The organism is Streptomyces sp. NPDC056231, assembly GCF_048270745.1.
Classification (GTDB): Bacteria; Actinomycetota; Actinomycetes; order Streptomycetales; family Streptomycetaceae; genus Streptomyces.
This window is the reverse complement of record NZ_JBLVKW010000015.1, coordinates 106725-120720: the sequence shown is the minus strand read 5'-3', so window position 1 is coordinate 120720 and position 13996 is coordinate 106725. Positions and strand designations below refer to the sequence as shown.

Annotated in this window: 14 protein-coding genes; 7 read left to right on the top strand and 7 right to left on the bottom strand. The window is 70.3% G+C overall.

The window, feature by feature from the left end:
* Window positions 1-190 precede the first annotated feature (190 nt).
* From ACNPQM_RS15225 to ACNPQM_RS15215, 3 genes are read left to right on the top strand one after another with little or no spacing between them, the layout of a single operon-like run.
* The gene (locus ACNPQM_RS15225; protein ID WP_418084404.1) at window positions 191-1195 is read left to right on the top strand and encodes a zinc-binding dehydrogenase; all 1005 of its coding nucleotides are present in this window, start codon (window positions 191-193) and stop codon (window positions 1193-1195) included.
* A 38-nt stretch (window positions 1196-1233) separates the two neighbouring features.
* Window positions 1234-1992, top strand: coding sequence for a hypothetical protein (locus ACNPQM_RS15220; RefSeq protein ID WP_418084403.1), 759 nt, complete (start codon window positions 1234-1236; stop codon window positions 1990-1992).
* Window positions 1989-2489, top strand: coding sequence for a DUF302 domain-containing protein (locus tag ACNPQM_RS15215; RefSeq protein WP_418084402.1), 501 nt, complete (start codon window positions 1989-1991; stop codon window positions 2487-2489). The genes ACNPQM_RS15220 and ACNPQM_RS15215 overlap by 4 nt, the downstream gene beginning before the upstream one ends.
* A 295-nt stretch (window positions 2490-2784) precedes the next feature.
* On the opposite strand, the gene ACNPQM_RS15210 is transcribed toward ACNPQM_RS15215, so the two are convergent.
* Complete coding sequence (locus ACNPQM_RS15210; protein ID WP_418084401.1) at window positions 2785-3414, bottom strand: isochorismatase family protein; 630 nt, start codon at window positions 3412-3414, stop codon at window positions 2785-2787.
* A gap of 292 nt (window positions 3415-3706) precedes the next feature.
* On the opposite strand from ACNPQM_RS15210, the gene ACNPQM_RS15205 reads away from it, so the two are divergent.
* On the top strand, window positions 3707-4516 hold the full coding sequence (locus ACNPQM_RS15205) for a hypothetical protein (RefSeq protein ID WP_418084400.1): 810 nt from the start codon (window positions 3707-3709) through the stop codon (window positions 4514-4516).
* Here ACNPQM_RS15205 and ACNPQM_RS15200 read toward each other — a convergent pair.
* The 4 genes from ACNPQM_RS15200 to ACNPQM_RS15185 all read right to left on the bottom strand — a co-directional run bounded on the left by ACNPQM_RS15200 (window position 4497) and on the right by ACNPQM_RS15185 (window position 8363).
* Window positions 4497-5867, bottom strand: a complete 1371-nt coding sequence (locus ACNPQM_RS15200) for a sensor histidine kinase (protein ID WP_418084399.1) — start codon at window positions 5865-5867, stop codon at window positions 4497-4499. The two genes, ACNPQM_RS15205 and ACNPQM_RS15200, sit on opposite strands and share 20 nt — an antisense overlap.
* Complete coding sequence (locus tag ACNPQM_RS15195; protein WP_418084398.1) at window positions 5864-6538, bottom strand: response regulator transcription factor; 675 nt, start codon at window positions 6536-6538, stop codon at window positions 5864-5866. The genes ACNPQM_RS15200 and ACNPQM_RS15195 overlap by 4 nt, the downstream gene beginning before the upstream one ends.
* A 216-nt stretch (window positions 6539-6754) precedes the next feature.
* On the bottom strand, window positions 6755-7531 hold the full coding sequence (locus tag ACNPQM_RS15190) for an SDR family oxidoreductase (RefSeq protein ID WP_418084397.1): 777 nt from the start codon (window positions 7529-7531) through the stop codon (window positions 6755-6757).
* 202 nt (window positions 7532-7733) lie between these two features.
* The gene (locus ACNPQM_RS15185; protein WP_358859259.1) at window positions 7734-8363 is read right to left on the bottom strand and encodes a TetR/AcrR family transcriptional regulator; all 630 of its coding nucleotides are present in this window, start codon (window positions 8361-8363) and stop codon (window positions 7734-7736) included.
* Window positions 8364-8528: 165 nt separating this feature from the next.
* On the opposite strand from ACNPQM_RS15185, the gene ACNPQM_RS15180 reads away from it, so the two are divergent.
* Together ACNPQM_RS15180 and ACNPQM_RS15175 are read left to right on the top strand one after the other, a co-directional pair.
* Window positions 8529-9572, top strand: a complete 1044-nt coding sequence (locus ACNPQM_RS15180; RefSeq protein ID WP_418084396.1) for a phosphatase PAP2 family protein — start codon at window positions 8529-8531, stop codon at window positions 9570-9572.
* Window positions 9569-10534 carry a hypothetical protein gene (locus tag ACNPQM_RS15175; RefSeq protein WP_418084395.1) on the top strand — a complete coding sequence of 322 codons (966 nt, stop codon included), beginning with the start codon at window positions 9569-9571 and terminating at the stop codon, window positions 10532-10534. The genes ACNPQM_RS15180 and ACNPQM_RS15175 overlap by 4 nt, the downstream gene beginning before the upstream one ends.
* A gap of 90 nt (window positions 10535-10624) precedes the next feature.
* Here ACNPQM_RS15175 and ACNPQM_RS15170 read toward each other — a convergent pair whose 3' ends face one another.
* Entirely contained in the window at window positions 10625-11179 is a 555-nt protein-coding gene (locus ACNPQM_RS15170; protein WP_418084394.1) for a PadR family transcriptional regulator, read from the bottom strand.
* 26 nt (window positions 11180-11205) lie between these two features.
* Window positions 11206-13221, bottom strand: a complete 2016-nt coding sequence (locus ACNPQM_RS15165) for an FAD-dependent oxidoreductase (protein WP_418084393.1) — start codon at window positions 13219-13221, stop codon at window positions 11206-11208.
* Between the two features lie 207 nt (window positions 13222-13428).
* Here ACNPQM_RS15165 and ACNPQM_RS15160 point away from each other — a divergent pair, with 207 nt between their 5' ends.
* Complete coding sequence (locus ACNPQM_RS15160; protein WP_418084392.1) at window positions 13429-13953, top strand: DoxX family protein; 525 nt, start codon at window positions 13429-13431, stop codon at window positions 13951-13953.
* The last annotated feature ends 43 nt before the right edge of the window (window positions 13954-13996 follow it).

Here is a 13996-nt window from a genome sequence, read left to right as displayed (position 1 = left end):
CCATGAGTGACGAACTCCTTTACCAGGCAATTGCCGCGACGGGCGACAGAGACCGCCCATGCGACGCGGGCCGCGAGCGCTGCGAAACCGTGCGTTTCGCAGCGCACCCGGCGGAGAGCGACTGGGGCTGCAGGACATCGGCTGATGCCTGGGCCAAGACCCACACACACCAGCGCGCAGAAGGAGAATCATGAACCGGCGTGTCGTCTACACCCGTGGCGGCTTGCCCGCCGACGTCCTGACCGTCATCGAGGAGTCGGAGCCGGCAGCGCCCGAGCGCGGCCAGGTTCTCATCCGCACCACGGTGTTCACGGTGCACCCTGGTGATCTCCAGGCCATCGAGGCCTACCCAGGGAAGGCTGTACAGCCGGTTCCGGCCGGCCTGGAGGCCACCGGCGTGGTGGAGGCGATCGGCCCGGGAGCGCGCGTCGCGCCGGGTGTCGAGGTCGGGGGCCGCGTAACGGTCTTCCCCCAGCCGGGGGCGTGGTCCCAGTGGATCGCGGCGGACGCCGAGGTGGTCGTCGCCGTACCGGACGAGCTGTCGGACGAAGTCGCCGCGCAGATGCTGGCGAATCCGCTCACCACGGTGATGCTGCGCCGTGAGGCGCAGGAGCACCTGGCCTTCGGATACGACGGCCTTCTGGTGCAGACCGCCGCGGGCTCGTCGGTCGGGCGGCTGGTGACGGGCGTGTGCCAGTTTCACAACCTGGCGCTCGTCAACGTCGTCCGCAGCGACCGTGGTGCCGCCGAGCTGCGTAAGCGGTTCCCGGACGTGCCGGTCGTGTCGACAGAGCATCCGGGCTGGGCCGACGAGGTCCGCAAGACAGCCGCCGGCCGCCCGGTCGGTGTGGCCTTCGACCCGATCGGCGGGAAGCTGACGGAGAGCCTTCTGGACCTGTTGACGCCAGGCGGGAAGCTGGTCAGTTACGGGCTGATCGCCGAGGAGCCGATCTCGGTGCACGCGTCGATGCTGCTGACCAAGTCGCTGACGCTGCGGGGCAAGAACATCGGCCGCTGGCTGTCCGAGGCATCCGCCGAGAGGCGGGCATCCGATGTCGCCGCCGCGAAGCAGATCGCGCTGGGGCTCAAGGACCAGTTCGAGGTGGCCGCCACGTACGGCCTTGGCGAGCTGGCCGACGCCGTGGAGCACGCGGTACGGCCCGGCAAGGTCGGCCTCGTTCTCGTCCGCCCCTGATGGTCGCCGAAAACATCGCGACGGAAAGTACCCGGCCCATGAGTGAGGAACTCCTCGATCTGGCAATCGCCGCCACCGGCGGTCAAGAACTCTGGGACACCCTGCGCGGCCTAAAAGTCGACATCTCCATCGGCGGGCCGGTCTGGGCGCTGAAGGGCTGGCCGCCGGAGAAGACATTCGACCAGATCCTGACACTCGACACGGTCAGAGAGCACATCGTATTCAGCCCGTTCACCCGCCCCGACCAGCGCATGATCTTCGACGCCGCCGCGGACAGCGTCACCATGCAGACCCTCGAAGGCGAACCGGTCGAAACCCTCGCACCCGCACGCGCCGGCTTCAAGGGAATGCTGCGCAACAGCACCTGGGATGCCCTCCACCTCGGCTACTTCCTGGGCTACGCGTGCTGGAACTACTTCACCACCCCGTTCCTCTTCACCTATCCGTATGTGCGGGTCCGCGAGATCGAACCGTGGAGCGAGGCCGGGCAGACCTGGCGACGCCTGCAGGTGCGCTTTCCGCCCGAGATCGCCACGCACAACCCCGACCAAGTTTTCTACTTCGACGCTCTCGGAATGCAACGGCGCATGGACTACATCGCGGAAGTCAACGGCAGCACCCTGGTCGGCCACTACACCAGCCGCTACCAGGATTTCGACGGGCTGCTCGTGGCGACGCGCCGACGAGTCTTCCGCCGCAATCCCGACAACAGCGTCAACCTCAACCTCCCTTCCATCACGCTCGACATCCACGATGTCGAGCTCGTCCACTCCGACGACGAACAGGCACAGCCATGACAAGGGACACCGCCGTCATCGACCACCCCGCCCGACGGCTCGTTGTGGCGCTCCCGCGCCCCTACGACGCAGCGCGTGAGCACTACGAAGCTCTCGTCCCCGAGATCGATCTCCACCGCTTCTTCCAGATGGCCTCGTGGCAGGCCACGCTCGAGCTCGCCGAGATCAACGCCCCGCACGGGTTCATGCGCTACTACCGCAGCGACATCACCGCCGTCATGGCCGGCTCGCCGTCCACATGGAAGGCCACGCAGTACCTGATGGGCAACCACACCATCGCCGAACGCATGTTCCGGCACGACCCGTCGGTGATGCTGCACGCACCACTGCGGACCCTGCTCTATGCCGACCCCGATGGCGACACCAAGCTCGCCGTGGACCAGCCCAGCCTGCTGTTCGCCAGCTACGGCGACCCGCGGATCGCCGACGTCGGCCGCGAACTCGACGCCCTCCTCGGCCGGCTGATCACCCTCCTCGGCGGCGACGCCCCCGACTGACTCCACGGCGGCGGCCGACCGGTATCCGGGGAGACGGGATCGCACCAGGCAGGGAGGCCGGTCCCGCTGACGCCTTCGGCCCGGTAGGGAACGGACGTCGCGGCGGTGCCGATTCGGCGGGCGGTCGTCGTGGCAGCTCCTCGTCTCGAGATGTCCGTGCGTGACAAAGGGCTGTCCCGTAAAGCCACCCGCACCGTGTCCCCATGGGTGCGGTGTCCGCCGCGGGTGAAGGCGGCACCCGTGTCGATGGGCATGCCCACCATGCCGGACAGGGCACGATCGCAGCGTCACCAGGTCAGCTCTGCCTGCTGTACGCAGCTGAGATCTGGCCGACCAGTACGGCGAACGCCATGTCGAGCGCCTCGTAGGTTTCGCCCGCCTCGGGAGCCGCGTTGTCGGCCAGGATCTCCACCATCAGCGTTGCGTAGTCGCTGACGATCACTCCGGCCTGCTGGAGGCGGACGATGCCCGTCTCGCGCTTGGTGTCGGAGAACGTGCCGGATGCGTCGACGGCCACGTAACTGTCGTATCCCTCGGCGGCGGCAGCAATAGCCGGGAGGGCGGCGCAGACCTCGAGGGAGATTCCGGTGAAGATCAGCTTCTTGCGTCCCGTGGCCTTGATCCGGTCGTGCACACGGCTGTCGTGCCAGGCGTTGACGGTGCTGCGGTCAATGACATCGGTGCCCTGGGGAAGTACCTTGGTGAGTTCCGGAATCAGCGGGCCCCACATGCTGTCCGCCGCGGTCGTCGTGACCACCGTCGGCAACCGGAGTACCTGCGCGGCCCGGGCGAGGGAGACCACGTTGTGCTTCAGCTCCAGTAGGCCGGTGTCCCGCACACCGCTGTAGAGGCCCACCTGGTGATCGACCAGGACCACCGCGGCGTTTTCGCGCGTCAGGAACTGCTGGAATTTGCTGTCGGGCATGGTGCACTCCGAACGGTGGTGTGTATCCCCCCAATTGCCGGTCGGTCTCAGCTTGAACGAAGCTCTTGACTGTTGCACGCGGTGCTGGATGTCGGGTATCTCCCGCATGTGGGCCACCGAACCCCGCACGGTGCACGACCCACTGCGTCGCGTACGCGAGGCTGCCCTGAACCGCCTGCCGTTCACGGCCCGACCGGCACCATGGGCGGCCGGGTGGCGGCCGGGCCGAGGCCGCCGGCCGTGCAGAAGCAGTAAGGATGTGTTCAGGTTCGCCGTGCCAGCCTCACCTTTCATGACGAACGAAACAGCTGCGTTTCCGGTACGCGCCGGGGCTCGCCAGATGCTGAACAAGGTCCCTGAAGTCACGATCTACTTTTGGGTGATCAAGGTGCTGTGCACGACGGTGGGCGAGACCGCCGCCGATCTCCTCAACGAGAACCTCGGTCTGGGGCTGACGAACACGTCGCTGGTCATGACTGTGCTGCTGATCGGCACGCTCTGGTTCCAGTTCCGGGCCAAGAGGTACGTCCCCGGGCTCTACTGGCTCGCCGTGGTGTTGATCAGCGTGGTCGGCACGCTGGTGAGCGACAACCTCACGGACAATTTCGGGGTCGCGCTGGAGACGACGACGGCCGTCTTCGCCGTGGCGCTCGTCGCGGTGTTCGCCGCCTGGTACGGGAGCGAGCGGACGCTTTCCATCCACTCCGTTCACACGGTCCGCCGTGAGGCGTTCTACTGGGCCGCGATCCTCTTCACCTTCGCTCTCGGCACCTCGGCGGGCGACCTCACTGCGGAACGGGTGGACCTCGGGTACTGGGTGTCCGCAGTGCTGTTCGCCGTGCTCATCGCCGCCGTGGCCGCCGCCCACTACGGGCTCGGCCTCGCCGCCGTGCCGGCGTTCTGGATCGCGTACATCCTGACCCGCCCGCTGGGCGCCTCGTTCGGCGACTACCTCTCCCAGGCGCGCGCCGATGGCGGGCTCGGCCTCGGTACGGTCGGCACCAGCGCGATCTTCCTCGTCCTGATCCTGGCCCTCGTCAGCTATCTGACCGTGACCCGGCGGGACGCGACCCCCGCTCCCGTCAGCCCGTCGGAAGGCTGACCACGAACCGTGCTCCGGCGGCGGCCGGGTCCCACTCGATGTCGCCGCCGGAAGCGCGGGCCAGCCGCCGGGCCAGGGCCAGCCCGAGACCGGCCCCGTCATGACCGTCGTCCGGGTCGGCGCGGCGGCCCGGCTCGAAGACGTCCGCCCCGGTCTCCGGGGGCACACCCGGGCCGTCGTCGGTCACGGCGAGCTCGACACCGGCCGGGGTCTGCGCGTACGTCAGGGTGACGGCGGTGCAGGCGTAGCGGCGGGCATTGTCGAGCAGCGGCATGAGCATGCGTTCCACGACTGCGGGGGAGACCCCTGCGGTGACGTCGGCGCCGCCCCGTACGGACAGCGGCGGGGCGTCGGGGTGCAGCTGCGCGTATTGCTCGGCCACGTGATGGGCCAATGAGGGCAGCAGGCAGCGGCCGGGCGGCTGCTCGGTGCGCGCGCGGGCTTCGGACAGCAGGGTGTCGCAGATGTGCCGCATGCTCGTGGCGGCGGCAGCGATCGCCTCGTGGGAGGCGTGCTGCCCGGCCGCGTCCCGTGGCCGGGCGGTGAGCCAGTCGGTCTCGGCCACGATGCGGGCCAGCGGGGTGCGCAGCTCGTGCGAGAGCGCGGCGGTCTGCAGCTGTTCGTGGCGCAGTACGGCGGCCAGCCGGTCCAGGAGTTCGTCGAGGTTGGTGGCGAGCGCGGCGAGTTCGTCCGGGCGGTGGCCGGTGCCGAAGCGTTCCGCGGCGCCGAGCTCACTCCAGCGGGCCGCCCGGGTGCTCATCTCGGCGACCGGTCGCAGGGCCCGCTCGACGATGGTGCGGGTGAGCAGATACACCCCGGCCAGGAGCAGCAGCCCGAGGATCGCGGAACCGGCGAGGGCGGCACGGGCGGTGCTGCGGTACGGGTCGAGGGAGACGGCGACGACGACGGTGCCGGTCTGCCGGTTGCCGGCGCGCACCGGCAGGGCGTACAGCCGGGAGGCGTTCCTGCCGCCCGACTCCTGGTATCTGATGCCCTGGCCGGTGAGCCCGTCCGCCTGCCGTTGGAGCGCGGCGGGCGCGCTCGGCCGTTCGACGGCCGTGCTGCCGCGGTAGATCCACGTGCCGACATCCAGGGCCCGGTCGTCAGCCGGTTCGTGGACGACGATCCCACCGTCCGGGCGCGCCTCGATGGTGGCGGCCACCGCCGCGGCACGGGTCTGCAGCAGGCCGTCGGCCTGACTGCTGAGTCGTCCGGCGAGGACTATGTTGAACGCGACGGTGAGCGCGGCGACCCAGGCAGTGGCGGAGGCCAGGGCGAGCAGGGCGAGGCGGCCCCGCAGGGTGCGGGGAAGTGCGGCGCGGAGTCGTCCGATGACGCGGAATCGCCTCATATCAGTCGGTACCCGACGCCACGTACGGTACTGATCTCCTGCGGACTGTCCGCCTCGCGCAGCTTCCGGCGCAGCCGGGTCAGGTACTGATCGAGCGTGTTGTCGCTGACCTGCGCCCCGTCGGGCCAGGCCGCGCGCAGCAGTTCCCGTCTGCGGACGGTGGTTCCGGGCGCCGCCATGAGCGCTGCCAGCAGGCGGAACTCGGTGGGGGTGAGCGCCACCGGCTTGCCGTGCACCTCCAGGAGGTGGCGTACGGGATCGAGCCGCAGCTCCGCCAGCTCGACCACGGGGTCCGGTCCGGCGCGGCGCAGCGCCGCGCGAATCCGGGCGGCGAGTTCGGCCAGGTGGAAGGGTTTGGCGAGGTAGTCGTCGCCGCCCGCCGAGAAGCCCGAGAGCCGGTCGGTGAGCGTGTCGTGCGCGGTGAGGAAGACCACCGGGGCCTGCAGCCCGGCCGAACGCATGGCCTGGCACACGTCCCGGCCGTCCGAGTCGGGCAGCCCGATGTCGAGGACGACGGCATCTACTCGGTCATCGAGGGTGCGCAGGGCGCCGGCTCCGCTGGCGGCGGTCACGACGGCGAAGTTCTCCTCGCGCAGTCCGCGGGCGAGCACGTCGCGCAGCCCGTGGTCGTCCTCGACGACCAGGACGCGGCGTTGCAGAAGTTCCGTCATGGCAGTCGAGTCCTTCGTCGGGGGCCCGCAGCCCGGTCGCAGCACTTTCGTCTACAGGACTGTAGACGAATCTGGTGGGCTCATGCTCCGCCGTGATCGTGACCGGCACTGTCGGTCTCCAGGCGGTAGCCGTGTGCTCTCACGGTGGTGATCTGTGGCCGGCGCAGGGGCGCCGCCGCGGGCGGCCAGGTCGGGGCGTCCCCTGGACCCGTCCCGCTATCGGCCCTTCGCAGCCAGGAACCGGGCCGGCACCTCTCCGCCGCCGTGCACCGCCAGATCGGCGCCGTTGACATACACCGCGAGGTCTCCGGCCAGGTACAGACAGGCGCGCGCGACATCGTCCGGCACCGCCATCCGCCGCATCGGGATGACATCCGCCACCGCCGCACCTCCGTCCTCGCCGTACACCGACGCGGCGCTCTCGGTGCGGATCAGTCCGGTCGTGATGTGGTTGACGCGCACCTTCGGCGCCCATTCCAGGGCCAGCGCCCGGGTCAGTGCCAGCAGTCCCGCCTTCGCCGCCGAGTACGCGGCGGTACCCGGCTGCGGGGTGTGTGCGGAGACACTGCCGATGTTGATCACCGAGCCGCCGCCGTCCTGTCGCTGCATGACCCGGTTCGCCGCCTGCGCCACATAGAACGGCGCCAGCAGATTCAGCGCGACGACCTTTTCGACGAACCGCGGCGACACGGTCGCCGCGGCGGCGTCGGGGGAGCCGCCCGCATTGTTGACGAGCACATCCAGCCGTCCGTACCGCTCCACCGCGGCGTCGACGAGTGCGGCGGACGCCGCCGCATCACGGACATCGACCGACCGGAAGCGGGCGGTCCGCCCACCGGCCGCCGGGAGTCGGGACGGTTCATTGCGCCCGCAGACCAGCACCTCCGCGCCCGCGGACAGGAACGCCTCGGCGATCGCGGCGCCGATGCCCTTCGTGCCACCGGTGACGATCGCCGTTCGGCCGGTGAAGTCGATGGGGCTGCCGATGTCCATGGTCCGCCTCTGCTGGTGCCGAACTCGTGGAGTCAATCTACCAATCGTTTGTTTGGCAAGCCAGGCCGTGAGTGTCCCGGGAGCACGGGCGGCCGGTGACTCCCGAAGAAGTCACCGGCCGGCCGGACGGTGCGCCACCCCCGTCCCCACGGTGCGGCGCAGGCGGGCCCTCGTCCTCCGCTCGGACGACGGCCCACGTTCATCAGGACCCGGTGTCGGGCAGGTCCAGTCCCAGTGCGGGGAAGATGGTGCTCTCCACGAAGCGGGTGAGATATGCCTCATCCGCGATCTTCGCCTCCAGCAGTGGCCTGGCCCGCACCACGCCCAGCAACTGCGCGGAGACGAACTCCGCCGCGGGGTTGTCCATGGGGATTTCGCCACGCTCCATGGCCCGCCGGACCATGACGTCGATCGCTGCGATCTCCGGCAGGATCAGCGCCTCGCGCAGCGCGCAGAGCAGCTCCGGGCTCTGCAGTGCGGCATGGCTGAGTGCGTGCAGCAGCGGGACGTCCCGTCCGGAACCCGCGCTGATGGCCTGGACCGCCAGACGCAGGTCACCGGCGAGCGAGCCCGTGTCGATGTGCGAGAGCAGCATTCGCTGGGTGCTGCGCAGTGCCGCGACGACCAGTTCCGGCTTGGAGCCCCACTGCCGGTAGAGCGTGGACTTCCCGCATCGGGTGCGGGAGGCGACCCCCTCCATGGTGAGCGATTCGTACCCGCTCTCCCTGAGCATCTCGAGCACAGCCGCGTAGAACTCTTGCGCCCGCTCCGGCGTGATCTTCGAGCGCCGAGAAGCGTGGGCCTGTTTCTGCACGGAATCGTGCGACGACATGTGCTTTCCCTCTCTGCGGCTCTGCGACGAGGTCTTCCGATACGCCAGTGTACCGAAACGCGCGTGTACCGATACGTGAACGTATCGGTACACTGGCGTATCGATTTGGCAGGGACTGGACCATGCCGCCGTAACACCGCTTCGTCAGCAAAGGGGCACCGGGTGATGTACGCCCGTAGCGAGCCCGCAGATCGGGAGCCGGACACTTCTGCCCGACCGCCCCTCGTCCGCGAGCTCCTTCTTGTCGTAGGGCTCTTCGTGGTCTACAAGTTCGGCCGGCAGGCCGCGAACGGTCACGTCGAGGAGGCGTACCGCAACGCCGGACACGTCTGGGACTTCGAACGTGCGGCGCATCTGCCGAGCGAGGGCGCCGTGCAGGGCGTGCTGCTGCACAGCGAGACGCTGGTCCGCCTCGCGAACACCTACTACGCGACCGTGCACTTCCCGGCCACGCTGCTCTTCCTGGCCTGGCTGTACTGGCGCCGCCCGCGCCATTACGTCTGGTCGCGCCGGATCCTCGCCGCGCTCACCGGTGCCGCTCTCGCACTCCACCTGCTGTTCCCGCTCGCCCCGCCGCGGATGCTGGACGCCGCCGGACTTGTCGACACCGGCCAGGTGTACGGGCCGACGGTGTATGGGGACACGCCGGAGACCGACTCGATGGCGAACCAGTTCGCCGCGATGCCCTCGCTGCACTTCGGCTGGGCGCTGATGGTCGCCGTCGGACTGATCGTCGCGACGCGTTCGCGCTGGCGCTGGCTGTGGCTGCTGCACCCGCTCGTCACCCTGCTGGTGATAGTCGGCACCGCCAACCACTACTGGCTCGACTCGATCGTCGTCAGCGCGCTGCTCGCCGTGGCGCTCGCGGTGCTGCGGCTCCAGCCGACGGAGCCGGTCCGCGGGCATCTGCCGTGGCCTTCCGGTGCAGGGGGCGAGCCAGGGCGTGTTTCGGAAGTCCCGTCTGCCGGGCGGCGTCTGGCACGCACGCTCGCTGCGTTGTCGGGCTCGCTCCGATACGCCCGCTATCGGGGCGGCGACTCCCTGCCTTGCGATCGCATGCACCGGACGCCGCCCGGCCCGCCCTACGGCCGGACAACGCCCCTTTCGAAACACGCCCTGGCGCCCGCCCGTACCGCGCCGCCGATGTCCCGTGTTCCCGTCCAGGCCGCCTCCCGGGCGTACGCCTCGTCGTCCGAGGGCCGGTCATGAACGCCACGCTCATCGCCGTCACCCTCTCCCTGGTCTCCGCCGCCGCGTACGCCTCGGCGGCGGTGGCTCAGGCCCGGCTCGCCGGACGCACGGATCCGGGCACCGGAGTGCTCCGGATGCTCGGGCGCGGGGCGTGGTGGTCGGCGGTCGGACTCAACGCCGGTGGCGCGCTGCTGCATGTCGCGGCGCTGAAGTACGGGCCCCTCACCCTCGTCCAGCCGCTCGGCGCGCTGACCCTGGTCGCCGCCGTACCGCTGGGCGCGCGCACCGCCGGGCGTCGGGTGACCGGGATGGAATGGCGCGGCACGATTCTCACCCTCCTCGGCCTGGGCGCCCTCCTGCTGACGGCGGGCGGCTCCGCACCGCTCGAGACGCTGAGCCTGGTCGAGGCGCTCGCGGTCGGTGCGGTGACCATGGCGGTCGTCGCCGGACTCAGCCGGCCGGGGGCCCGCCCCGGACTGAGGCACGCTGCGGCATCCGGCATCACGTCGGGCGTCGCCTCGGCGCTCACCCAGACAGTGACGGTGGCGGTCACGGGCCACACGGGCCCGTTGTTCAGCTGGCGCCTGGTGACCGTGGCGCTGCTCGTGTCGGCCTTCGCGATGGGGGGTCTGCTGCTCTCGCAGACCGCCTACCAGGGTGGTCTCGGTGCGCCGCTCGCGGTCCTGACGCTCGCCAATCCCGTTGCCGCCGCGGTGATAGGTGTGGCGCTGCTCGGAGAACGCCTCCAGGGCGGGACGATCGCGCTGGTTCCGGCGCTGCTGGGGTCGGCGGCGGCGGCGCGGGGAGTCATTCTGCTCAGCCGGGCGCAGGACGGGGCGACGCCGTCTGCGTACCGGGCCAGGATCGAGGCGGAGCCGGCGCCGAGTGTGCCGTCGCGGGTCGTGATCGGCAGCTCCCGGACGACGGACCAGCTGACGCTGCGACCGGAACTCGGCAGGACGCCGGTCGGCGGGCCGTAAGAGGAGCTCACCGGGGGACCGGCGCCGGACATCCGGTGGCTGTTTCCTCCTCGGTCTCCCCCCGTGACCCCAAGGACATGGGGGAGATCCCTACCCCGCCGACGGGCCCGGCCCGGTGGCCGGGATCCCGTCCAGAGCCCGGGTCAGCCAGCCGATCCAGAAGTTCTCCAGATCGATGCCGCCGCGGAGTACGAGATGCCGCAGCCGGTCCTCCTCCGAGTTCCGTTCCGGCGGGAAGTCCCGCTCCTCGATTGCCAGATACTCGGCCAGCTGGTCTCGGTGCAGCTCCAGGTGGCGCCGTAGTTCCGCGTCCAGGCCCGGTGCGCCGACCACCGCCGCCGCGCGCATCCGCAGCAGCAGCGGATCGCGGATCTGCTTCGGGTCCTCCCGGAGCGCCACCCATGCGGACAGTGCCGCGCGGCCGGCGGGCAGGACCTCGTACTCCTTCTTCTGCCCACGGGCGGGCTGCGCCGACGGCAGGGCCCGGATCTGCCCGGCCTGCTCCAGCTTTCCCAGTTCGCGATAGATCTGCTGATGCGTGGACGACCAGAAGTAGCCGATCGACCGGTCGAACCTGCGGGTCAGCTCCAGCCCCGACGACGGCCTTTCGAGCAGGGCGGTGAGGATCGCGTGCGGGAGTGACATGGAGAGCATCCTAGGGACGGCCGGCGTCACAGGGCTGCCGCGAGCTCCGTTCCCTGGTGGATGGCACGCTTGGCATCCAGCTCGGCGGCCACGTCGGCGCCGCCGATCAGATGCGGCGTACGACCCGAGGCGATCAGCTCCTCGTACAGTTCGCGGCGTGGCTCCTGACCGGCGCAGAGCACCACCGTGTCCACCGGTAGGAGGTGCTGTTCGCCGTCGACCGTCAGGTGCAGACCGTCGTCGTCGATGCGGTCGTATGTGGCGCCCGCGATCATCGTGACGCCTCGGTGCCGCAGCTCCGTACGGTGGATCCAGCCGGTCGTCCTGCCCAGCCCGGCGCCCACCTTGCTCGTCCTGCGCTGCAGGAGATGTACGGTGCGCGGCGGCTTCGGGCGCTCGGGGAGGCGCAGGCCACCATGCTCCCGGTACGCGGTGTCGACCCCCCAGTGGCGGAAGAACACCTCCGGGTCCTGGCTCGCCGAATCGCCGCCGTCCGTCAGGAATTCGGCGACGTCGAAGCCGATCCCGCCCGCACCGATGATCGCGACCCGTTGTCCGACAGGCGCCCCGTCGCGCAGGACGTCGAGGTAACCGACCACGCTGGGGTGGTCCAGGCCCGGGATCGCGGGGGAGCGGGGTGTCACGCCGGTGGCGAGGACGATCTCGTCGAAGCCGCCGAGCGCGTCCGGCGTCGCCTTCGTCCCGAGCCGGAGCTCGACCTGCTGCTCCGCGAGCCGGGTGCGGAAGTAGCGCAGCGTCTCGTCGAACTCCTCCTTGCCGGGGATCCGGCGCGCCACATTCAGCTGGCCGCCGATCTCGTCGGCCTCGTCGAACAGCGTCACCTCGTGCCCGCGCTCGGACGCCGATACGGCGCACGCGAGTCCGGCGGGACCCGCGCCGACGACCGCGACGCGCTTACGGGTCCGGGTCGGCGACAACGTGAGTTCGGTCTCGTGGCAGGCGCGCGGATTGACCAGGCAGGAGGTGATCTTTCCGCTGAACGTGTGGTCGAGGCACGCCTGGTTGCAGCCGATGCAGGTGTTGATCGCGTCGGCCCGCCCCGCGCTCGCCTTGGCGACGAAGTCCGGGTCGGCGAGGAACGGCCGGGCCATGGACACCATGTCGGCCCGCCCCGAGGCCAGGACCTCCTCGGCGACCTCGGGGGTGTTGATCCGATTGCTGGTCACCAGCGGTACGGAGACGGCCCCGCGCACCTTCTCGGTGACCCAGGTGTACGCACCGCGCGGCACGGACGTCGCGATGGTGGGGATGCGGGCCTCGTGCCACCCGATTCCGGTGTTGATGATCGTGGCCCCGGCCGCCTCGATCTCCCGGGCGAGCTGCACGACCTCCTCCAGCGAGGAGCCGCCGGGCACCAGGTCCAGCATCGAGAGCCGGTAGATCAGGATGAAGTCGCTGCCGACCCGCTCGCGGACCCGGCGCACGATCTCCACGGGGAACCGGATGCGGTTCTCGTACGAGCCGCCCCAGCGGTCGGTGCGGTGGTTGGTCCCGGCTGCGATGAACTCATTGATCAGATAGCCCTCGGAGCCCATGATCTCGACGCCGTCGTAGCCGGCCTGCCGTGCCAGCTCGGCGGTCCGCACGAAGTCCTCGATGGTCTCCTCGACCTCGCCGTCCGTCAGGGCGTGCGGGGTGAAGGGGCTGATCGGGGCCTGGATCGCGCTCGGCGCCACCAGATCCGGATGGTGCGCGTACCGGCCGAAGTGGAGGATCTGCATCGCGATCCGGCCGCCCGCCGCATGCACGGCGGCGGTGACCTGGGCGTGTTGCGCGGCCTCCGCCTCGGTGTTCAGCTTGGCGCCGCCGGGATAGGGGCGGGCTCGGTCGTTCGGCGCGATGCCTCCGGTGACCATGAGCCCCACTCCGCCACGGGCGCGGGCGGCGTAGAACGCCGCCATCCGCTCGAAGCCACGCTCGGCCTCTTCCAGACCGACATGCATCGACCCCATCAGCACCCGGTTGGGAAGGGTGGTGAACCCGAGGTCGAGCGGGCTCAGCAGATTCGGGTACGGGGTCATCCGGCGGCTCCTCGCGCAGTGTCGTTGCGCCAGTTGTAGACCACCGGTACGCCATTGTGCAACAAGTTGCATAATGGCGTACGTCGCACCGGGCCGACCACCCGGCGCCATCCCCCGGACGGAGCAGTACCGGCGTACGTCCACCGGTCGAGGCGCGGAGAGTGGATCCGTAACGCGGATCACACCACTACCCCACGGAGACCTCCCATGACCTGCGTCAACCGGCGTGACCTCGGCCTTCTTGTCCTGCGCGTCGGCACCGGCGCGGTCCTGGCCGCGCACGGCGCTCAGAAGCTGTTCGGCTGGTTCGGCGGCTCGGGCATCGAAGGAACCACCGCGGCCATGGAGGCCATGGGCTTCCACCCGCCCAAGCACAGCGCCCTCGCCGCCGGGCTCGGCGAGGCGGGCGGCGGTGCCCTGCTGGCTCTCGGTCTCGCCACCCCCGCCGCCGGAGCGGCGGCGGCGGGCGCCATGGCGGGCGCCGTCGCCGTGCACGCGCCCGCGGGCTTCTTCGCGCAGGGCGGCGGGTACGAGTACCCGGCGTTCCTCGGTTTCACTGCCGCAGCGATCGGACTGGCCGGCCCCGGCCGTTACTCCCTCGACCATGCCACCTGGTACGTGTTCAACCAGCCATGGATGGTCGCGCTCGCCTTCGCGGGCAGCGCCGGCGCAGCCGCCGCGGTGGTCGGAAAGCGGGCCCGGGGGCAGCGAAAGGGCGCTGACGAGACCTGAGCCGACGGGCCGAGCGGGCCGGCCCCGATGCGCTGTCGCTCCC

Bases quoted from the DNA above. Each gene is read 5' to 3' on its own strand.
- ACNPQM_RS15200 (WP_418084399.1), bottom strand. From the start codon at position 5,867: ATGAGGCGATTCCGCGTCATCGGACGACTCCGCGCCGCACTTCCCCGC.
- ACNPQM_RS15210 (WP_418084401.1), bottom strand. From the start codon at position 3,414: ATGCCCGACAGCAAATTCCAGCAGTTCCTGACGCGCGAAAACGCCGCG.
- ACNPQM_RS15160 (WP_418084392.1), top strand. From the start codon at position 13,429: ATGACCTGCGTCAACCGGCGTGACCTCGGCCTTCTTGTCCTGCGCGTC.
- ACNPQM_RS15185 (WP_358859259.1), bottom strand. From the start codon at position 8,363: ATGTCGTCGCACGATTCCGTGCAGAAACAGGCCCACGCTTCTCGGCGC.
- ACNPQM_RS15170 (WP_418084394.1), bottom strand. From the start codon at position 11,179: ATGTCACTCCCGCACGCGATCCTCACCGCCCTGCTCGAAAGGCCGTCG.
- ACNPQM_RS15180 (WP_418084396.1), top strand. From the start codon at position 8,529: ATGTACGCCCGTAGCGAGCCCGCAGATCGGGAGCCGGACACTTCTGCC.
- ACNPQM_RS15175 (WP_418084395.1), top strand. From the start codon at position 9,569: ATGAACGCCACGCTCATCGCCGTCACCCTCTCCCTGGTCTCCGCCGCC.
- ACNPQM_RS15165 (WP_418084393.1), bottom strand. From the start codon at position 13,221: ATGACCCCGTACCCGAATCTGCTGAGCCCGCTCGACCTCGGGTTCACC.
- ACNPQM_RS15215 (WP_418084402.1), top strand. From the start codon at position 1,989: ATGACAAGGGACACCGCCGTCATCGACCACCCCGCCCGACGGCTCGTT.
- ACNPQM_RS15195 (WP_418084398.1), bottom strand. From the start codon at position 6,538: ATGACGGAACTTCTGCAACGCCGCGTCCTGGTCGTCGAGGACGACCAC.
- ACNPQM_RS15225 (WP_418084404.1), top strand. From the start codon at position 191: ATGAACCGGCGTGTCGTCTACACCCGTGGCGGCTTGCCCGCCGACGTC.
- ACNPQM_RS15190 (WP_418084397.1), bottom strand. From the start codon at position 7,531: ATGGACATCGGCAGCCCCATCGACTTCACCGGCCGAACGGCGATCGTC.
- ACNPQM_RS15220 (WP_418084403.1), top strand. From the start codon at position 1,234: ATGAGTGAGGAACTCCTCGATCTGGCAATCGCCGCCACCGGCGGTCAA.
- ACNPQM_RS15205 (WP_418084400.1), top strand. From the start codon at position 3,707: ATGACGAACGAAACAGCTGCGTTTCCGGTACGCGCCGGGGCTCGCCAG.